The 18,066-nt window shown below is 74.4% G+C and carries 17 protein-coding genes; 13 read left to right on the top strand and 4 right to left on the bottom strand.

All coding sequences use genetic code 11. The features are described from left to right. Positions 1-9: 9 nt before the first annotated feature. Genes ACFQ8Y_RS00720 through ACFQ8Y_RS00710 form a run of 3 tightly spaced genes read left to right on the top strand, consistent with a single transcriptional unit; the run spans position 10 to position 4,845 of the window. Positions 10-945, top strand: a complete 936-nt coding sequence (locus ACFQ8Y_RS00720; protein WP_430549124.1) for an ABC transporter permease — start codon at positions 10-12, stop codon at positions 943-945. Beyond that, on the top strand, positions 942-3,032 hold the full coding sequence (locus ACFQ8Y_RS00715) for a dipeptide ABC transporter ATP-binding protein (protein WP_430584272.1): 2,091 nt from the start codon (positions 942-944) through the stop codon (positions 3,030-3,032). Before ACFQ8Y_RS00720 ends, ACFQ8Y_RS00715 begins: the two co-directional genes overlap by 4 nt. A 49-nt stretch (positions 3,033-3,081) precedes the next feature. Further along, positions 3,082-4,845 (top strand): ABC transporter family substrate-binding protein, encoded by a 1,764-nt coding sequence (locus ACFQ8Y_RS00710; protein WP_430549122.1) that lies wholly within the window; start codon positions 3,082-3,084, stop codon positions 4,843-4,845. A gap of 92 nt (positions 4,846-4,937) precedes the next feature. Here ACFQ8Y_RS00710 and ACFQ8Y_RS00705 read toward each other — a convergent pair whose 3' ends face one another. Next, complete coding sequence (locus ACFQ8Y_RS00705; protein ID WP_430563492.1) at positions 4,938-5,945, bottom strand: DMT family transporter; 1,008 nt, start codon at positions 5,943-5,945, stop codon at positions 4,938-4,940. A 96-nt stretch (positions 5,946-6,041) separates the two neighbouring features. Further along, complete coding sequence (locus tag ACFQ8Y_RS00700; RefSeq protein WP_430584271.1) at positions 6,042-6,902, bottom strand: hydrolase; 861 nt, start codon at positions 6,900-6,902, stop codon at positions 6,042-6,044. 62 nt (positions 6,903-6,964) lie between these two features. Between ACFQ8Y_RS00700 and ACFQ8Y_RS00695 the strand changes: the two genes are divergently transcribed. From ACFQ8Y_RS00695 to ACFQ8Y_RS00685, 3 genes are all read left to right on the top strand, one after another. After that, complete coding sequence (locus ACFQ8Y_RS00695) at positions 6,965-8,371, top strand: sensor histidine kinase (protein ID WP_430584270.1); 1,407 nt, start codon at positions 6,965-6,967, stop codon at positions 8,369-8,371. Positions 8,372-8,439: 68 nt separating this feature from the next. Further along, positions 8,440-9,051: a response regulator gene (locus ACFQ8Y_RS00690; protein ID WP_430584537.1), complete on the top strand. Its 612-nt coding sequence runs from the start codon at positions 8,440-8,442 to the stop codon at positions 9,049-9,051. 102 nt (positions 9,052-9,153) lie between these two features. Further along, the gene (locus tag ACFQ8Y_RS00685; protein ID WP_430584269.1) at positions 9,154-9,513 is read left to right on the top strand and encodes a hypothetical protein; all 360 of its coding nucleotides are present in this window, start codon (positions 9,154-9,156) and stop codon (positions 9,511-9,513) included. Here ACFQ8Y_RS00685 and ACFQ8Y_RS00680 read toward each other — a convergent pair. Next, positions 9,488-9,931: a nitroreductase/quinone reductase family protein gene (locus ACFQ8Y_RS00680; protein ID WP_430549116.1), complete on the bottom strand. Its 444-nt coding sequence runs from the start codon at positions 9,929-9,931 to the stop codon at positions 9,488-9,490. The two genes, ACFQ8Y_RS00685 and ACFQ8Y_RS00680, sit on opposite strands and share 26 nt — an antisense overlap. Before the next feature lie 217 nt (positions 9,932-10,148). On the opposite strand from ACFQ8Y_RS00680, the gene ACFQ8Y_RS00675 reads away from it, so the two are divergent. The 7 genes from ACFQ8Y_RS00675 to ACFQ8Y_RS00645 all read left to right on the top strand — a co-directional run bounded on the left by ACFQ8Y_RS00675 (position 10,149) and on the right by ACFQ8Y_RS00645 (position 17,309). Further along, positions 10,149-11,042 (top strand): ABC transporter ATP-binding protein, encoded by an 894-nt coding sequence (locus tag ACFQ8Y_RS00675; protein ID WP_430563495.1) that lies wholly within the window; start codon positions 10,149-10,151, stop codon positions 11,040-11,042. Between the two features lie 85 nt (positions 11,043-11,127). Then, a complete protein-coding gene (locus ACFQ8Y_RS00670) occupies positions 11,128-12,390 on the top strand; it encodes an ABC transporter permease (RefSeq protein ID WP_430549114.1) in 1,263 nt (420 codons plus the stop codon). 88 nt (positions 12,391-12,478) lie between these two features. Continuing rightward, positions 12,479-12,679 carry a DUF4177 domain-containing protein gene (locus tag ACFQ8Y_RS00665; RefSeq protein ID WP_430549113.1) on the top strand — a complete coding sequence of 67 codons (201 nt, stop codon included), beginning with the start codon at positions 12,479-12,481 and terminating at the stop codon, positions 12,677-12,679. Between the two features lie 105 nt (positions 12,680-12,784). Then, positions 12,785-14,119 (top strand): cytochrome ubiquinol oxidase subunit I, encoded by a 1,335-nt coding sequence (locus ACFQ8Y_RS00660; RefSeq protein WP_430584268.1) that lies wholly within the window; start codon positions 12,785-12,787, stop codon positions 14,117-14,119. Next, on the top strand, positions 14,116-15,102 hold the full coding sequence (locus ACFQ8Y_RS00655) for a cytochrome d ubiquinol oxidase subunit II (RefSeq protein ID WP_430549111.1): 987 nt from the start codon (positions 14,116-14,118) through the stop codon (positions 15,100-15,102). The genes ACFQ8Y_RS00660 and ACFQ8Y_RS00655 overlap by 4 nt, the downstream gene beginning before the upstream one ends. Positions 15,103-15,242: 140 nt before the next feature. Then, positions 15,243-15,455, top strand: coding sequence for a hypothetical protein (locus tag ACFQ8Y_RS00650; RefSeq protein WP_430549110.1), 213 nt, complete (start codon positions 15,243-15,245; stop codon positions 15,453-15,455). A gap of 90 nt (positions 15,456-15,545) precedes the next feature. After that, positions 15,546-17,309 (top strand): PQQ-binding-like beta-propeller repeat protein, encoded by a 1,764-nt coding sequence (locus ACFQ8Y_RS00645; RefSeq protein ID WP_430584267.1) that lies wholly within the window; start codon positions 15,546-15,548, stop codon positions 17,307-17,309. Here the strand turns inward: ACFQ8Y_RS00645 and ACFQ8Y_RS00640 are convergent. Then, the gene (locus tag ACFQ8Y_RS00640; protein ID WP_430584266.1) at positions 17,280-17,993 is read right to left on the bottom strand and encodes a PadR family transcriptional regulator; all 714 of its coding nucleotides are present in this window, start codon (positions 17,991-17,993) and stop codon (positions 17,280-17,282) included. The two genes, ACFQ8Y_RS00645 and ACFQ8Y_RS00640, sit on opposite strands and share 30 nt — an antisense overlap. Positions 17,994-18,066 lie beyond the last annotated feature (73 nt).

Genomic DNA, 18,066 nt, shown 5'->3' with positions numbered 1-18,066 from the left:
CTGGACACCATGGCTGACTCCGAGCTGACCGTCACGGCCGCCGCCGTCCTCACGGCGGAGGACGAGCAGAGCACCGGGCTGCGGCGCACCGGCCGCTTCACCCTCATCGCCAGGCGCTTCGCGCGCCGGCCGTCCGCCGTCGTCGGGCTGGTCCTGCTGGTGCTGCTCGTCGTGTTCGCGTTCGTGGGCCCGCGCATCGCGCAGTGGGGCTACGACGAGCCCGACTTCCTCGCCCTCGCGCAGGCGCCGTCCGCCGAGCACTGGTTCGGCACGACGACGGGCGGGTCCGACGTCTTCGCGCTCGTCGCCCGCGGCCTCGGCCGCTCGCTCGCCATCGGCATCCTGTCGTCCGTGGCGATCACGGTGATCGCCGCGATCGTCGGCACCACCATCGCCTTCTTCGAGGGCTGGGTGGAGCGCGTCGGCATGTGGGTCCTCGACATGCTGCTCGTGATCCCGTCGTTCCTGCTCATCGCGATGATCGTGCGCTCGTCCTCGGGTGCCAACGGGTGGATCTGGCTCGCGTTCGGCATCACCGTGTTCGGCTGGATCGGGTACGCCCGCGTGCTGCGCACCCTGACGCTGTCGCTGCGCGAGCTCGACTACGTGCACGCGGCGAAGTACATGGGCGTGCGGTCGTTCACGATCATCCGCCGGCACCTCATCCCGAACCTCGGGTCGGTGCTCATCATCCAGACGGTGCTCGGCGTGGTCGCCGCCGTGAACGCCGAGACGGCGCTGTCGTTCCTCGGCCTCGGCATCAAGGCCCCCGACACCTCGCTCGGCACCATCCTCCAGGCCGGGCAGAGCGTCATCCTCACCGCGCCGTGGGTGCTCATCGCGCCGTCGGTCGCGCTGGTGCTGCTCACGTTCTCCGTGCAGCTCATCGGCGACGGGCTGCGCGACGCCATCGATCCGAACTCCCGGTCGGGAGGCCGAGCATGAACCCCGTCCTGAGCGTGCGCGACCTGCAGGTGAGCTTCGCCTCGGAGGCCGGCACCGTCCGCGCCGTCCGCGGCGTGAGCTTCGACCTCCTGCCCGGGCGCACCCTCGGCATCGTGGGCGAGTCCGGGTCGGGCAAGTCCGTGACGTCCCTGTCGGTCATGGGGCTGCTCGACGAGAACGCCCGTGTCGAGGGCTCCATCCGGCTCAAGGGCACCGAGCTGCTCGGCCTGAGCGAGCTCGAGCTCTCGAAGTACCGCGGCAACGACATGGCGATGGTCTTCCAGGACCCGCTGTCGGCCCTGACCCCGGTGTTCTCCATCGGCGACCAGCTCGCCGAGGCGCTCGACCTGCACCAGGACCTGAACCGCAAGCAGGTGCGCGAGCGGTCGGTCGAGCTGCTGGACCTGGTCGGCATCCCCAACCCGGCCGAGCGGCTCAAGGCCTACCCGCACCAGTTCTCGGGCGGCATGCGCCAGCGCGTGATGATCGCGATCGCGATCGCGAACGACCCCGACGTGATCATCGCGGACGAGCCCACCACGGCCCTCGACGTGACGATCCAGGCCCAGGTGCTCGAGGTCCTCAAGAAGGCGCAGCGCGAGACCGGCGCGGCGGTCGTGATGATCACCCACGACCTCGGTGTGGTCGCGGGCGTGGCCGACGACGTCCTCGTCATGTACGCGGGCCGTCCCGTGGAGCAGGCGCCGGTCGACGAGCTGTTCGCCCGTCCCGCCATGCCGTACACGATGGGGCTGCTCGGCGCCGTGCCGCGCCCCGACCGCGGCGAGAACCGTCGGCTCGTGCCGATCCAGGGCAACCCGCCGTCGCTGGTCGACCTGCCCGTCGGCTGCCCGTTCGCCGCGCGCTGCCCGCTGGCGGAGGACCGCTGCCGCACGGCCGAGCCGGACCTGCTGCCCGTGGCCGGCCGGCCCGAGACGCTCGCCGCGTGCGTGCGCGCCGACGAGCTCGCCGAGCAGGGCGTCACGTTCGAGGACGTGTACGAGGTGGCCGAGGCCGCCGAGTCGACGCTCGAGATGGTGCCGCGCTCCGAGCGCGAGGTCGTGCTCGAGGTCGAGGGCCTCAAGCGGCACTTCCCGCTCACCAAGGGCGGCTTCCTGCGCCGCCGCGTCGGCACCGTCAAGGCGGTGGACGGCGTGACCTTCGACGTGCGCGCCGGCGAGACCGTCGCGCTGGTCGGCGAGTCGGGCTCCGGCAAGACGACGACGCTGCTCGAGATCATGAAGCTCGAGGCGCCGCAGGGCGGACGGGTGGCCGTGCTCGGCAAGAACCTCGAAGAGCTCTCGCGGTCCGAGCGGTCCGCGCTGCGGCGCGACCTGCAGATCGTGTTCCAGGACCCGATGAGCTCGCTGGACCCGCGCATGCCGGTCTACGACGTGCTCGCGGAGCCGCTCAAGGTGCACGGCTGGTCGCGGCAGAAGGTCAACGCCCGCATCGACGAGCTCATGAAGCTGGTGGGCCTCAACCCCGACCACGTCGACCGGTTCCCGTCGCAGTTCTCCGGCGGCCAGCGCCAGCGCATCGCCATCGCGCGCGCCCTGGCCGTGAGCCCGCGGCTCATCGTGCTCGACGAGCCGGTGTCCGCCCTCGACGTGTCGATCCAGGCCGGCGTCATCAACCTGCTCGAGGACCTGCAGGCCCAGCTCGGCGTCGCGTTCCTCTTCGTCGCGCACGACCTGTCCGTGATCCGGCACATCTCGAGCCGCGTGGCCGTGATGTACCTCGGGCAGGTCGTCGAGTCGGGGGACACGGAGGCGGTCTTCACCGCGCCGCGCCACCCGTACACGCAGGCCCTGCTGTCGGCGGTACCGCTGCCCGACCCGCAGCTCGAGCGCGGGCGCAAGCGGGTGGTGCTCGAGGGCGACCTGCCCAGCCCGGTCGAGGAGATCCCGGGCTGCCGCTTCGCCAGCCGCTGCCCCGTGCGCGCCACGCTGTCGGCCGACGACCAGCACCGCTGCGACACCGTGCTGCCGGTGCTCACCGGCGGCGACGACCAGCTCGCGGCCTGCCACTTCCCGCTGACCATGTCGGCGGGCACCCCAGACGTGCGGGAGACCACCCGCGCCTGACCCGTCCGGGTCATCTACCCGACCGGGTAGACGCTTCTCAAGGAGAATCATGACAACGATCCGCAAGAAGGGCGTCGGTGCGGTCGCTGCTGCCGCGGTGCTCGCGCTCACCCTGGCCGCGTGCGGCTCCGGCGGTGGCGACGACGAGGGCACGGCCCAGGGCAACGGCGACACGTCGATGACGACGCAGCCCGCCGACGGCGTCCCCTCGTCGTACCAGGGCGCGCTGCCCATGCCCGAGGCCGGCAAGGCGTACAACAACCCGCAGGACCGCGAGAACGTCAAGGACGGCGGCACGCTGACGCTGCCGATCGAAGAGGTCACGCCGAACTGGAACGCGTTCTCGGTCGACGGCAACACCCGGTACATGGGCGACTTCTGGAAGCTCTACCAGGCGTCCCTGTGGGACTACGACGTCGCGGGCAACCCGACGCCGAACCCCGACTACCTGTCCAAGGTCGAGGTCACCTCGAAGGACCCGCTGGTCGTCACCTACGACGTCAACCCCAAGGCCACCTGGAACGACGGCACGCCGATCGACTGGACGGCCTTCGAGGCCACCTGGAAGGCGCAGTCGGGCAAGACCAAGGGCTACAACCCGGTCTCGACCACCGGCTACGACCAGGTCAAGTCGGTGGAGAAGGGCAAGGACGACAAGCAGGTCGTCGTCACCTTCGACGCGCCGTTCTTCCCGTACCAGTTCCTGTTCCTGAACCTGATGCACCCGGACAGCCTGGACGTCAAGACCTACACCGAGGGCTGGGTGAACGAGCCGCACAACGAGTGGGCCGCCGGTCCGTTCATCGTGGACTCGCAGGACGAGACGCAGGCCACCTTCGTGCCGAACCCCAAGTGGTGGGGCGAGACGCCGAAGCTGGAGAAGATCGTCTTCAAGCAGATGGAGGAGGCCGCCTCCATCAACGCGTTCCAGAACGGCGAAATCGACTCCACCGGCGTGGCCGCGGCCGACCGCCTCAAGGTGGCGCGCGGCATGGACGACGTGCAGATCCTCATCAACTACGCCCTGTCGACCGGCGTGTTCACGCTGAACACCAAGGCCGAGGCGCTGCAGGACATCGCGGTGCGCAAGGCCGTCACGCAGGCGACCGACGTCACCAAGCTCGCCGAGATCGACTTCCAGGGTCTCGGCTGGGAGGAGGACCCGGCCGGGTCCGAGGTGATGTCGCCGATCCAGGACGGCTACGAGAACAACATGCCGGCCGACGCCGCCTACTCGGTGGAGAACGCCAAGGCCACGCTCGAGGGCGCCGGCTACACCCTCAACGAGGGGTCGGGCTACTACGAGAAGGACGGCAAGCCGGTCCACCTCAAGTACACCTTCTTCGGTGACAGCCCGACGCAGACCGCCATGGCGAACGCCGTGCAGGCCATGCTCAAGGCGGCCGGCATCGAGGTCGAGCTCGACAACCAGGACTCGTCGAAGTTCTCGGACACGGTGCTGGGGGGCAAGTACGAGATGCTCATCATGGCCTGGTCGTCCTCCGACCCGTACGGCTACAGCACCTCGGGCTACCAGCTCTACGGCTCCGACTCCGACTCGAACTTCACCTACATCGGGTCGAAGGAGATCGACGAGCTGATGAAGAAGCCGGGCACCATCGAGGACATCCCGCAGGCGGTCGCCGCGTTCAACGAGGCCGAGAAGAAGGCGCTGGAGCAGTACGGCACCTTCCCGATCGACTTCGGTCCGGAGATGACCGCGGTGAAGAAGGGCCTGGCCAACTTCGGCTGGCGCACCTCCGGCTTCCAGGGCCTCGCCCCGCACCCGGAGAACTGGGGCTGGCAGAAGTGACGCACCGCGTCACCCGCTGAGCACCACGCACGCCGGCGCCGCCGCGACCGCCCTGGTCGTGGCGGCGTCGTCGCGTCCCGGGCCGCGGGCGGTCAGCGTCGGCGCAGCGCGCCCTCGAGGAGGGGGACGGCGACGGCGACGAGGGTGAGCGCCGCGCCGACGTACGTCGCGGCGCCGGGCGGCGCGACGGCGGGGGAGAGCACGTCGAGCACGAGCGCGCCCACCACCTGGCCCGCGATCATGCCGAGCCCGAGCAGCAGCACGCCGATGCGCTGCACGACGGCCGCCTGCAGGGCGATGAACGTGACGCCCAGCAGGCCGCCGGAGTAGAGCAGGAGGTCCGGCGGCAGGCCTCCCGCCGGGGCACCGCCGACGGCGAGCGCGACGCCCATGACCACGAGCAGGGCCGCCGTGCCCACGACGAAGCTGACGACGGTCGCCGCGATCACCCCGCCGTCCCCGCCGAGCCGGGCCCGGGCGCCCGCCGGGGTCGTGACGCGCACCGCCGACCGCACCCTGCCGTTGAGGGCCTGCTGGAACGACTGCAGCACCCCCGCCACCAGCGGGAACAGCGCGAGGGCGAGCGCCGCCGTGGACGCCCCCGCGCCGGAGACGACCACCACCGCGACGACGGTCAGCGCCGGGCCGAGCACGCGCCCGAGGGTGACCAGGCGGACGCCGCCGGGGGCGATGCCGACCCGGTCGATGACGAGCGAGCTCACCGACTGCCCGGCCACCAGGGCGACGGTGAAGACGGCCACGCCGAGGACGTCGACGGTCAGGCCCTGCGACATCACGAAGAAGGCCCCGCCGAGACCGCCGAGGCACTCCCACGGGCGCAGGCCGCCGGTGCGCAGCCCCGTCCCGACGCGGCGCACCGCGGCGCGCCCCGTCGGCGAGAACGCCAGAGCGACCAGCAGCAGCACCAGGCCGGAGCTGAACGAGAAGAACGCCGCGACGAAAGGGCTGTCCATCGCGGTGGCGAGCGAGCCGTTGACCCGGCTCTGCAGCGCGGCGGCGAGACCGGCGACGATCGCGAGCGCCACCCCGGCCGCCCGTCCCGAGCCGGTGCTGGGCGGGGACGTGGACGGCTGGCTCACCCCGGGAGTGTACGTCCGGGTCACGGCTCGCCCGCGCCCGCCGTCGAGCCTGCGGCGGACCCGGCCGGCGGCGCCGTCGAGCCGGCGGCGCGGTGATCAGGTGAGGTGGTCGAAGTCGCCGCGCGCCCAGGCCGCGTGCCGCTCGGCGGAGCGCAGCACGACGTCGCGCGCGTCGGCCGGGATCACCCCGTCGAAGTTGTTGTAGAGCCGGTCGAACGGTCGGCGGGCCACGTGCTCGGCGACGCGCGTCACGACCGCGCCCGACAGCGGGATGCGGTTGGGGTAGCTGCGCATGAAGCTCGCCGTGCGGTCCGGGTTGGCGAAGATCGTGTCGCCCGACAGGAGCACGCCGCGCCCGTCGGCACCGGTCCAGTGCACCACCGCCGAGCCGGGGAAGTGCCCGCCCGGCTGGCTGAGCACGACGCCGGGCAGCACCTCGCGCTCGCCGGACGCGTCCGGCGACCACGTCTCGATCACGGCGTCCGGGCGGGCCACCCAGCCGGCGTCGGCCTCGCTCACCAGGACAGGCACGTCGCGGCCGGTGGCCGCGGCCAGGCGGCGGCTCCACTCCACCTGCACGCCGAACATGTGCGGATGGCTGGCGGCGATCACGACGTCGCCGCCCGCGGCGGCCGACACGACCGCCGCGACGCCCACGTCGTCCACGAAGCCGAGCGGGTCCCACAGCAGCGCGCCCGCGTCGGTGCGCACCACCTTCGCCTGCTGCCCGATGCCCACGTGCGGCGTCGCGTGCAGGGCGAGCAGGTCGGGCTCGAGCTCGGCGACCTCGACGGCGAGGCCCTCGGCCGCGAGCTCGTCCAGGGTGGTCCACGCCTGGCCGGTCACGGGCACCCACTGGCGCTCGTCCGCGCAGATCGCGCAGACCTCCGGTCGGGTGGAGTGCTCGACGGCGCAGGTGCGGCAGATCCAGAAGTCCGCCGACGTGGGGAGGCTCATGGGCCCACACTTCCACCTCCTGGGGGAGGCGCCCACCGCATTCCCCTCTCTAGGCTGACCGGATGCCCCAGCACCGCGCCTCGTGGACCGCGCGCCTCGCCGACTGGTGGGGGATCGACTCGGGGTGGGAGCGCGTGCCCGCCGACCCCGCCCGCGCCTACCGCAACGACCTGTGGCTGGGCGCGGCGTTCGTCGTCGTCTCCCTCGTGGGCGCCGAGCTCGCCCGCAGCTTCGGGTACTTCGAGGACGAGCAGGCCCCGACCTGGCTGCTCTACCTGCTCGCCGCCCTGGGCGCCGCGCCCCTCATGTGGCGCCGGCGGTTCCCCCTGGTCGTGCTCTCCGTGGTGTACCTGCACTTCCTCGTGGTCGGGCTGACCGTCCCGATGGTGACGATCCTCGTGCCGCTGCAGGTCGTCTACTTCGTCGCGCTGTTCAGCGCGGTCGCGTGGGCGCGCGACCGGCAGGCGATGGCCCTCGTCGTGGGCGCCGCCCTGCTGGCGATGTTCGGGTGGCTGGCCTGGCAGTTCGCCGTCGGGGCCGGCATCGACGGCATCGTCGAGCAGATGGGGCTCGCCGACGAGCGGCCCGGCCTGGTCGACCCGGGGGTGGCGTTCACCGCGTACAACCTGCTCATCAACCTCGCCTACTTCTACGGGGCGGTCGTGGGCGGCCAGCTCATGTGGCACGGCGCGCGCCGGCGCGAGCAGCTCCAGGACCAGGCCGCGACCATCGAGCGCCAGACGGCGGAGCTGCAGCGGCAGGCGGTCGTCACCGAGCGGCTGCGCATCGCCCGCGAGCTGCACGACGTCGTCGCCCACCACGTGTCCGTCATCGGCATCCAGGCCGCCGCCGCCCGGCGGATGCTCGCTGGCGACCCGGCCTCGGCCGCCGCGCCGCTGGCCACCATCGAGGGCGAGTCGCGCGAGGCCGTGGCCCAGATGCGCGGGCTGCTCGGCACGCTGCGCGGGGTCGAGGACGGCGACGGCCCGGGCGACGCGGGCTCGGGCGGCGGGCGCGCGCCGGAGCCCGGGCTGGCCGACGTCCCGTCCCTCGCGGACGACGCCGGGCTCGACGTCGAGGTGCGGGTCGTCGCCGAGCCGGGCGCCGTCGACGCCGTGCCCGCGCCCGTCGGCCTCAGCCTGTACCGCACCGCGCAGGAGGCGCTGAGCAACGTGCGCAAGCACTCCACGGCGCGGTCCGCGCGCGTCGTCGTGCGCGTGGACCGCCGTCCGGCGCGGCGCGACGACCCGTCCGCGGACCGGTTCCCGCACGGCTTCGCCGAGGTGGAGGTGCTCGACGACGGCCGCCCGCGCCCCGGCTCCACGGGGACCGGGCTCGGCCTGGTCGGCGTGCGCGAGCGCGTCGCGACGCACGGCGGGATCGCCGACGTCGGCCCGCGGGCCACCGGCGGCTACCGTGTGCGGGTGCGCCTGCCCTTGCCTCGCTCGACGTCCCCAGACCGCCCGTGACCGGCGCCGACGCGCCCGTGCGGGTGCTGCTCGTCGACGACCAGAAGCTGGTGCGGTCCGGCTTCGCGATGATCCTGGGCGTCGAGGCCGACCTCGAGGTGGTGGGCGAGGCCGCCGACGGCGCGCAGGCGCTGGAGCAGGTGCGCGCGCTGCGCCCCGACGTCGTGCTCATGGACGTCCAGATGCCGGTGATGGACGGCATCGAGGCGACCCGCCGCATCGTCGCCGACGACCTCGCCAAGGTGCTCGTGCTCACGACGTTCGACGACGACGCCTACGTGGACGACGCCCTGCGCGCCGGCGCGTCCGGCTTCCTGCTGAAGAACTCCGACGCCGACCGGCTGGTGGACGCCGTCCGCACCGTCGCCGCCGGGCACGCGCTGCTCGCGCCGGAGGTCACGAAGCGCGTCATCGCCCGGATGGTCGCGGGGACGGGCGGCGGACGGGTGCGCCCGCCGGCCGTCGGGTCGTCGCGGCCGGACGCCGCCCTGGACCTCCTCACCCCGCGGGAGCGGGAGGTCCTGGTGCTCGTCGGCCAGGGGCTGTCGAACGCCGAGATCGCGGGCGAGCTGTTCCTCGGCGAGGCCACCGTCAAGACCCACGTCTCCAACGTGCTGGCCAAGCTGCACCTGCGCGACCGCGTGCAGGCCGTCGTCTACTACCACCGCGCCCTGACGTAGTACCTGGTGACGGTTCCCGCTGCCGAACCGTCACCGGGTGCTACGTCGAGGAACTGTGGATGACGCCGCCGGCCTGCCGCCCGGCTCGGCTTGGCTGGTGCGATGCCCAGCCGGATCGTGGTCCCCTCGTCGCTCGGCCGGCTCGCCGCGCTCCAGGAGGGCCTGGTGTCCGTCGCACGGTGCCGCGAGCACGGTCTGACGGACCAGCAGGTCGCTGCGCTCGTCCGGCAGGGGCGATGGCGGCGCGCGATGCTCGGCGTCCTCGACACCGGCATCCCCTCGGCGCGGGGCGTCGTGGTCACGGACGTCGGGCAGCTGCTCGAGCACGAAGGGTGGAGGCCTCGACCGTGGCCTGCCAGCACCTCCTTGGTGCTGTCGACGTCGTACCTGGTGACGGTCCGCGGTGCGGAACCGTCACCAGGTACGACGTCGAGGGTCACCCGCGCGGGGTCAGCCGGATGACGGGCAGCTCGCGGTCCGTCCGGGCCTGGTACCCGGCGAAACCGGGGGACGTGGTCGTGACGGTCCGCCAGGCGGCGGCACGCTCGGCCCCGTGCAGCTCCTCGGCGACGACGGGCACGGTCCGGCCGCCGGTCGTGACGGTCGCGCGGTCGGGGTGGGCCGCGAGGTTGAGGTACCAGGCGGGGTTCGCGCGGGCGCCGGCGGCGGACGCGACGACGATCCAGCTGCCGTCTCCGCCCGGGAAGCCGCCGACGGGGGTGGACCGCTCCTGGCCGGTCCTCCGGCCGATCGTCGTCAGGGCGAGCAGGTCGCCGGTGGCCCGGCCCGCGCGCCGCGCCGCCCGCCGGTTCCTGCCGGCGAGGAAGCGGCCGCGGGGCTGACGGGCGCCGCGGGTGCCCTGCGGGTTCGTGAACGTCATCGTGCTCTCCTTCGTCGGGGCGCCGGGTGCTCGCCGGTGGATCGTGCGTCCCGCTGCACGGTGCCAGGGCCCCGCGCCGACCGGTACCGACCGCCGTCGACCGCCGCGCGACGAAAGTCGGGGGTGCGCGGACGCGCCGGTCCGCCCCGCGGGGGAGGCGCGGATCTCCGCCGCCGGGCGGATCACACGGGCCCGCCCGTTCCGTAGCGTCGTCGTCATGGACAACGACTTCCTCGAGGTCCGGGGCCTGACCCGGACGTTCGGCGACCTCACGGCCGTCGACGACGTCTCGTTCGCGGCCCCGGCTGGGCTGCTCACCGGGTTCGTCGGCGGCAACGGCGCCGGCAAGACGACGACCATGCGGATGATCATGGGCGTCCTGGCGCCCACGGCCGGCGAGGTGCGGTTCGGCGGCGACCCGGTCACGCGCGCGGACCGCCGCGCGTTCGGGTACATGCCGGAGGAGCGCGGCCTCTACCCGAAGCAGCCGGTGCTCGACCAGCTCGTCTACCTGGCCCGCCTGCGGGGCATCGCGGCCCCGCGGGCCCGCGCGGAGGTGCTCGACATGCTCGACCGGCTCGGCCTGGCCGGCCGGTCCAAGGAGCACGTCGAGAAGCTGTCGCTCGGCAACCAGCAGCGGGTGCAGATCGTCGCCGCGCTGATGGGCACGCCGCGGCTGCTGGTGCTCGACGAGCCGTTCAGCGGCCTCGACCCGGCCGCCGTCGACGGCATGGTCGACCTGCTCGCCGAGCACACCGCCCGGGGCGTGCCCGTGCTGTTCAGCTCGCACCAGCTCGACCTCGTGGAGCGGCTGTGCGAGCGGCTCGTCATCCTCAAGTCCGGTCGCGTCATGGCGGACGGCGCGCCGGCGGACCTGCAGCGGACCGGTGCGCTGCGCCACCGGCTCGTCTCGGGCGGCGACGCCGGCTGGGTGCGCGGCGTCCCCGGCGTGCACGCGGTCGACGTCGACGGGTCCGTCGCGCTCCTCGAGGTGGCCGACGACGCGGCGCTGCAGCGCCTGCTCGCCACCGGCCTCGAGCGCGGTGGCGTCCGCGAGCTCACCCCTGTCCGGCCCACGCTGGCCCAGATCTACCGCGAGGTGACCGCGTGAACGCGCGGAGCCCCCGCGGAGGTACGCCGAGGAACGAGGCGTGCCGGAGTGAGGCACCGCAGCGTTCGCGCGAAAGGAGCAACGCATGACCACCACCACCCCCACCCGCCCGGACACGCAGGGCACCCTCGACCGGACCGGCGAGGAGAGCACGCGCGGTGCGTGGCTCGTCGTGATGAAGCGCGAGATCGTGGTGCGCGCGCTCAACAAGACGTTCCTCGTGGGGCTGCTCGTCTCGGTCGCGATCATCGCCGCGCTGGCGGGGTTCATGGCCTGGCAGGGCAGCAAGACGGAGAGCTTCACTGTGGCCGTCGTGGCCGGGGACGCCGCCGCGACGGCGTCCGTCGAGTCCGCGGCCGCGATCCCCGAGGAGCAGGGCGGGGGCGCCGAGCTCACGACCCTCGAGGTGCCCGACGACGAGGCCGCCCGCGCGGCGCTCGCGGACGGCGACGCGGACGCCTGGCTGCACCCCGCCGACGGGAGCGACGCCGGGTCGACGGACGACGGCTGGGTGCTCACCGGCCAGGCGGCCCCCGACAGCACGCTGACCCGCCTGCTCACGGCCGGAGTGGCCGCCCAGGCGCTCGACGCCAACGCGCAGGCGGCCGGCACCACCGCCGCCGAGCTCACCGCGGGCGGCACCCTGACCACCGACCGGGTCGACGGCGACGCCGTGGACTCGCAGACGCTGTTCTTCGCGTCGTTCGCCCTCGCCCTGCTGTTCTTCATCGGGGCGCTCGGCTCCGGGCAGATGATCGCGGGCAGCGTGGTGGAGGAGAAGCAGTCGCGCCTGGTGGAGATCATGGCCACCGCCGTGCCGCTGCGGCACCTGCTGGCCGGCAAGATCCTCGGCAGCTCGGTCGTGGCCCTGGCGCAGAACGTCGTGTTCGCGGCCGTCGGCCTCGCCGCGCTGTCGTTCACGCCGACGGCGTCGATCCTGCCGTCGCTGTCGACGTCGCTCGTCTGGTTCGTGCTCTTCTTCGCCGTCGGCTTCCTCGGCCTCGCGGCCCTGTACGCGGTGGCGGGTGCGCTCGCGTCGCGCACCGAGGACCTGCAGCACACCACCACCCCGATGACGATGGCGATCATGGGCGTGTACTTCCTGACGTTCTCCGCCAGCGGCACCTTCGAGACGGTCCTGTCGTACGTCCCGGTGGCGAACGTCGTCTCGATGCCCGTGCGCGTGCTGTCCGGCGACGCCGCCTGGTGGGAGCCGGTCGTGTCGCTGCTGATCCTCGCCGCGTTCGCCGTCGTCGCCCTGCTCGTGAGCGAGCGGGCCTACCGCGGGGCGCTGCTGCAGACCGGCGGCCGCATCGGGTGGCGGAGCGCCCTGGCGGCGCGCGCCTGACCGGACGGGCGCACCGTCCCACCGGAGCACCGACAGCACCGACAGCACCGACAGCACCGACAGCACCGATCAGCGAGGGAGACCGACCATGACCGCACCGACCACCGCGTGGGAGCACAAGGTGCTCACCTACAAGCTCGCGATGCGCGGCTTCGACTACGCCCAGATGGAGCGTGACCTCAACGACCTCGGCCGGGACGGCTGGGAGGCCGTGGGGACCCTGTCGCCGAGCTACGGGGCCGGCCAGGCCATCGAGGTCGTGGTCGTCGTCAAGCGCCCTGCCGCCTGACGCCGCCCGCGGGGTAGGGGAGTCCCCCGAAATCGCTCAGGGTTGTCCCCCGAAGGTCCCGAAAACCCTGGGACCGCGGGGTTCGGGCGCCCTAGCGTCAGCCGCATGACCGCCGTCGACGCCGCCCGCCTGCAGTTCGCGCTGCTCGCCGGGACGCACTTCCTCTTCGTCCTGGTGACGCTGGGGCTCGGGCCCGTCGTGGCGATCCTGCAGACCCGGTGGGCGGCGGCCCGCGACGCCGGGCGGGCGGCGACGCTCGAGACCGCCACGCGGTTCTGGGGGCAGCTCTACCTGGTCAACTACGCGCTGGGCATCGCCGCCGGCATCGTCATGGAGCTGCAGCTCGGCCTGCACTTTCCGGGCCTGCTCGACGTGGCCGGCGGCGTGTTCGGCGCCCCGCTGGTGATCGAGACGATGGCGGCGTTCTTCCTGGAGTCCACGTTCCTCGGGCTGTGGGTGTTCGGGTGGCACGTGCTGCCGCGCCGGGCGCACACCGCGGCGTTCTGGGCGGTGGTGGTCACCGGCTACCTCTCGGCGTTCACCGTGATGGTGGCGAACGGCTTCCTGCGGAACCCGGTCGGCTTCGAGCTGGTGGACGGCGTGGCCCGCGTCACCGACGCGGCGGCCCTGGTCACCAACCCGGCGGCGCTGCTGTCGGCGCTGCACGTGGTGGGGGCGTGCCTCATGGCGGGGGCGTTCCTGCTGGTCGGGGTCAGTGCGTGGCACCTGCGCCGGGCGCCGTCGCGGCTGCCCGGCGTGGTCGCGGCCGGCCTCCCGGGCGCCGTGATGTCGCCGGAGAACGACGTGTGGCGTCGCTCGATGCGGATCGGGCTGGTCACCGGCACGGTCGGCGCGTTCGTCGCGACCTCCTTCGGGTATGCGCAGTTCGAGTACCTGCAGGACGTGCCGGGCGGCGACCCGCCGGTCGTGGGCATCGCGTACGCGGTGATGCAGGGCGTCGCCGGCCTGGCGTTCGTCGTCGGGTGCGTGCTGCTGCTCCTGCTGCCCGGCAACGTGCTGTTCCGCCTGTGGCGGCCGCTGCGCAGCGGCCTCTACGGGACGCTCACCGTGCTGCTGCCGGTGCCGTTCCTCACGGCGCTGCTGGGCTGGGCGGCCCGCGAGATCGGCCGCCAGCCCTGGGCGATCGCGGGCGTGCTGCGCACCGAGGACGCCGTGTCCGACGCGTCCGCGGCGGCGGTGATCACGTCCCTCGTGGTCCTCGTCGGCGTGATGGTCACCCTCGCCGTCGTGGACTGGTCCGTCATGGCGCGCCTCGCCCGCCGCGGCACGACGCGCCTCGCCCTCGGCGCCCCGCCGGCCGACGTCCTGCGCGACGCCGACGACGAGCCCGACGGCGATCCCGGCGGCGGGCCCGGCGCCCGGGCCGAGGACCGTACCGAGGACCGCACCGAGCTCCTCACCTTCGGAGGCACGCGATGAACGCCCTCGGCTGGGGCCTCCTGCTCGCCGCCCTGCTCGCCGGCTGGGCCGCGCTCGACGGCGCCGTCCAGGGCGGCGTGCCATTGGTGCGCGCGCTCGGCGGCCGCGACGACGCCCGCCGCCGCACGGTGCTGGCCACGGTCGCGCCGTTCCTCCTGCTGGGAGAGGTGTGGCTCGTCGCCGCGGCGGGCGTGCTGCTCGCCGCGTTCGGGCACGTCGAGGCCGCGCTCTGGGCCGCCGGATACCCCGTCGTGGTGGCGCTGCTGGTGGCCTGGGTGGTGCGCGACGCCGCGCTCTGGCTGCGCAGCCGCCTGCCGTCGCCGGGCTGGCGGCGGGGGTGGGACGTCGTCGGCCAGGCCGCGAGCCTCGCGCTCCCGGCGGCGTTCGGCGCGCTGGCGGGGGTCGCCTGGGTGCGGTTCTCGGTGGTCGGGGCGCAGGCCGACGGCGGCTCCGGCGCGGCGCAGGCGCTCGCGCTCGGGCTGCCGGTGCTCACGGCGGGGCTCGCCGTCGCGACGACGCGGGTGCACGGCGCGCTCGTCGTCGCGGGCCGGGCGCCCGAGGCGGTGGCGCGGGAGGCGCGCCGCCGCGTGCGCCGCGCCCTCGTGCCGGCGGCCGCGCTCGCCACGCTGGCGGCGCTCGGCGCGCTCGCGGTCGCCGCCCTCGGGACGGCGTCGGCCCTGGTGGCGGCCGTGCTGCTCGTCGCGGTGGCAGGCGTGGCGCTCGCGGCCCGGTTCGACCTGGACCGCGGCGTGCACCGGACCGGCGTCGTGCGCGCCTCCGGCCCGCTGCTCGCCGTCGCGCCGGTCGCGGCGACGGCAGCCGTCGTCGGGCCCGCGGCGCTCGCGCTCGCCGCGCCCGCGGCGGTGCTGCACGGGCTGACCTGGCCCGTCCTCGGGGCGTTCGCCGCTGTCCTCGCGGCGCAGGCCGTGAGCTGGCGCGTGCTGGTGCGCCCGCTCGGGCCGCGCACCGCGGTCTTCCTCTGAGCGTCTCCGCCGAGCACTTCCTCCGAGCGCTTCCTCCGAGCGCAGTCCTGACGCGGTCGTGACGCCGGGGCAACACCGCGGAAACGGGCGGCGCGCAGCATGAGAGGAGCGGCCGCCCGGGCCGCGCGAAGGAGGCCCCCATGGCTGTCACGATGCCCGTCCCCACGCCCGTCCCGGCCCCGTCGCGGGCGGTCCTGCCCTCGCCGCACTCCGCGACCGCCCCCGGAGCGGGCCGTCGCGCCAACCCCGGCGACCGCCTCACGGTCGACCCCGACGACCGCCGTCGGCGCGCCCGCACCGCGCTGCTGGAGCTGGCCGTCGCACGCTCCGTCGAACGTCGCCGGACGGTCTGAACGGTGGTCCGGGCGCGGGCCTGAGCAGGGCCTGCGCAGCGGGGTCGCGCACGGGTCGCCGGGCGCGGGGGCCAGGCTTAGGTTCGAGAGGTGGCCCGACGACGCGGCGCCCGCCCGGACGCCTACACGTTCGACCTCGACGTGGACGGCGTGGCGCCGGACGACGCCGAGGACGGCGCAGCCGCGCCGGTCGTCCGAGCCACCCGGAGCGCCGGGCCCAGGAGCCCGCTCCTCATCGACCTCGACCCCGACGACGTCGACGACGGTCTCGACGAGCCCCCACCGCCGTCCGACGCCGGCGCGGAGCCGCTCACGTGGCGCCGTGCGCTGGGCCGCGCGCGCGACGCCCTGCGTGGCCGCCGGCTGGTGGTCGCGGTGGTGGTCGTCGCGGCGGTGCTCGCGGTGATGGTCGTCGACACGGTGGGCGACCGGGGCCGTCTCGCCGCGCTGCGCGCCGCGCCCGGCGGCGTGCTGGACCTGAGCGCCGAGCCGCGCGAGGTGTGGCGGGTCGAGGCGGAGGGCAGCGTGCCGGGCGGGCTCATGGCGGTGGCCGGCGGGCTGGTGGTGGCGCAGCACCGCGACGCGCTCTTCGGCCTGGACGTCGAGACGGGCGAGCGGCGCTGGCGGGTGGGGCTCCCGTCCGGCGCGAGCTCGTGCGGGCCGGGGATGCAGGTGTGGTCGGGCGGCGCCGAGACGGACACCGCGGACCGGATCGTGTGCGTGACGGCGACGCTCTCCGACGGCGGTGCCTCGGAGGGCGACATGGTGCGGCGCAGCACGGTGACCGTGATCGCCGCCGACGGCACCGTGGAGGGCACGCGGGAGGTGGAGGGGTCCCCGGCCGAGCTGTACCCGGGCGGCGACGGCTCGCTGGTCTCCGTCGAGTGGGTGGGCGACGCGTCGCCCGTGGACCCGCGGGTCGCCGACGACGTCGTGGCCGGCACCGCCGACGCGGGGGACATCGCGGACGGCTACGACCTGCGGGTCCGGGTCGAGGACGCGGTCACGGGGGAGCGACGCTGGCAGCAGACGGTCCCGTTCGACGGGACGGTGGACCCGTCGCTGTGCGTGCGGTGGTCGGACGACGGCACGACGTCCGGGGTGGACCTGCGCGGCGGCGTCCAGACGGTGGTCACCGACCGCCTGCTGTGGCTCGGCGGATGCGGCATCGACGCGTGGTTCACTCCCGACGGCGCCCGCCTGGACCGGTCCGCGGACCCCGGGACGTTCGAGGGGTTCTCCGTGGAGTCGCTGACCGGCGGCGGCTACGTGGTGCGGACGGACGCCGACGCCCTGCGCGCCGACAGCCCCACCGCGACCGACCGCATCCTGCGCGACGACGGCAGCGAGGTGCGCGAGGTGCGCGGGCGGTACCTCGTGCCGCTGAGCACGGACGGCGGCGGCGACGGCGTGCACCTCGCGCGGCGCGGCGAGGCGACCGTGGCGACCTCCGACGACGGGACGGAGCTCTGGCGGACCGACGTCCGCAGCACCACGGTGCTGGTGCGGACCGCGCAGGTGGCGGTGGTGGTCGACGAGGGCCGGCGCGTGTACGGCGTGGACCTCGGCACGGGGGACGTGCTGTGGGTGCGGCCCGACCTCGTGGACGGGCTCGACGCGATGGGGGCGTACGGGCCGCGGTTCGTCGACGCGGCGTTCACCGACGGACGGCTGGCCGCGTTCGTGGTGCCGGACTACGCCCGAGGCGACGTCGTGCACTGGGTAGCGCTCGACGCCACCTCGGGTCGTCAGCTGTGGCAGGTCGAGCTCGGCGGCGACGGCTGGGGGGTCCAGCTCGCGGTCGCCGGCCGGCTCGTCCGCTGGTCACCGACCGAGATCGTCGGCCTCGGCTGACGGGTCGTCGTCGGCGTCGACGTCGGGGGCGGTGTCGTCCGCGAGCACGAGGTAGACCTCGCGCCGCGCCTTGTCGAGCACCGCGGCCGCGGCCTCGGCCTGCGCCCGGGTGCCCGCGCGGGCGACCTGCTCGACGGCGCCGCCCAGGGCGCGCATCGCGTGGTGCAGCTCGTGGCCCTGGCGCCGCGGGTCCTCCGCGACCTTCTGCCACGGGGTGCCGAGCTCCTCGCGGTGCTCCTCGACGTAGGCGCGGCCGGTGTCGGTGAGCGACGCGAGACGGCGCCCGCCGTCGTCCGCCACCGCGACGAGGCCCTCGTCCTGGAGCTGGGAGATGGCCGGGTAGACGGCGCCCGGGCTGGGGCGCCAGCGGCCGTCGGTGCGCTCGGCGAGCTCGGTGATCACCTGGTAGCCGTGCATGGGCTGCTCGGCGAGCAGCAGCAGCAGGGCGGCGCGGATCTCACCGCGTCCGGCCCGGCGGCCGCCGCCCCGGTGGCCGCGCGGGCCGAAGCCGGGGCCGAAGCCCGGGCCGGGAGGGAACCCGGGGCCGAAGCCCCCGGGGCCGGGGAAGTCGCCCCGCCGGCGGCGGTCGCCGCGCGGGCCGGGCTGACGGTCGAAGGGGTGCCGGTCGAAGGACCGGGGCTCGTAGGTGCGGGGGTCGAAAGAACTGTCTCGGGGGGTACGCATGAGCGGTGTCCTCACTGGTTCGGGATTCTGAGGTGGGTGTCGGCCGGGGAGCGCCTGCGGCGTCTCTACCTCA

Source organism: Isoptericola sp. NPDC056605 (assembly GCF_042792795.1).
Taxonomy (GTDB): Bacteria; Actinomycetota; Actinomycetes; order Actinomycetales; family Cellulomonadaceae; genus Isoptericola.
The sequence above is the reverse complement of the archived record's forward strand: the minus strand, read 5'-3'. Positions and strand labels throughout refer to the sequence as shown.

Bases quoted from the DNA above. Each gene is read 5' to 3' on its own strand.
- ACFQ8Y_RS00720 (WP_430549124.1), top strand. From the start codon at position 10: ATGGCTGACTCCGAGCTGACCGTCACGGCCGCCGCCGTCCTCACGGCG.
- ACFQ8Y_RS00715 (WP_430584272.1), top strand. From the start codon at position 942: ATGAACCCCGTCCTGAGCGTGCGCGACCTGCAGGTGAGCTTCGCCTCG.
- ACFQ8Y_RS00710 (WP_430549122.1), top strand. From the start codon at position 3,082: ATGACAACGATCCGCAAGAAGGGCGTCGGTGCGGTCGCTGCTGCCGCG.
- ACFQ8Y_RS00700 (WP_430584271.1), bottom strand. From the start codon at position 6,902: ATGAGCCTCCCCACGTCGGCGGACTTCTGGATCTGCCGCACCTGCGCC.
- ACFQ8Y_RS00695 (WP_430584270.1), top strand. From the start codon at position 6,965: ATGCCCCAGCACCGCGCCTCGTGGACCGCGCGCCTCGCCGACTGGTGG.
- ACFQ8Y_RS00690 (WP_430584537.1), top strand. From the start codon at position 8,440: ATGATCCTGGGCGTCGAGGCCGACCTCGAGGTGGTGGGCGAGGCCGCC.
- ACFQ8Y_RS00685 (WP_430584269.1), top strand. From the start codon at position 9,154: ATGCCCAGCCGGATCGTGGTCCCCTCGTCGCTCGGCCGGCTCGCCGCG.
- ACFQ8Y_RS00680 (WP_430549116.1), bottom strand. From the start codon at position 9,931: ATGACGTTCACGAACCCGCAGGGCACCCGCGGCGCCCGTCAGCCCCGC.
- ACFQ8Y_RS00675 (WP_430563495.1), top strand. From the start codon at position 10,149: ATGGACAACGACTTCCTCGAGGTCCGGGGCCTGACCCGGACGTTCGGC.
- ACFQ8Y_RS00670 (WP_430549114.1), top strand. From the start codon at position 11,128: ATGACCACCACCACCCCCACCCGCCCGGACACGCAGGGCACCCTCGAC.
- ACFQ8Y_RS00665 (WP_430549113.1), top strand. From the start codon at position 12,479: ATGACCGCACCGACCACCGCGTGGGAGCACAAGGTGCTCACCTACAAG.
- ACFQ8Y_RS00660 (WP_430584268.1), top strand. From the start codon at position 12,785: ATGACCGCCGTCGACGCCGCCCGCCTGCAGTTCGCGCTGCTCGCCGGG.
- ACFQ8Y_RS00655 (WP_430549111.1), top strand. From the start codon at position 14,116: ATGAACGCCCTCGGCTGGGGCCTCCTGCTCGCCGCCCTGCTCGCCGGC.
- ACFQ8Y_RS00650 (WP_430549110.1), top strand. From the start codon at position 15,243: ATGGCTGTCACGATGCCCGTCCCCACGCCCGTCCCGGCCCCGTCGCGG.
- ACFQ8Y_RS00640 (WP_430584266.1), bottom strand. From the start codon at position 17,993: ATGCGTACCCCCCGAGACAGTTCTTTCGACCCCCGCACCTACGAGCCC.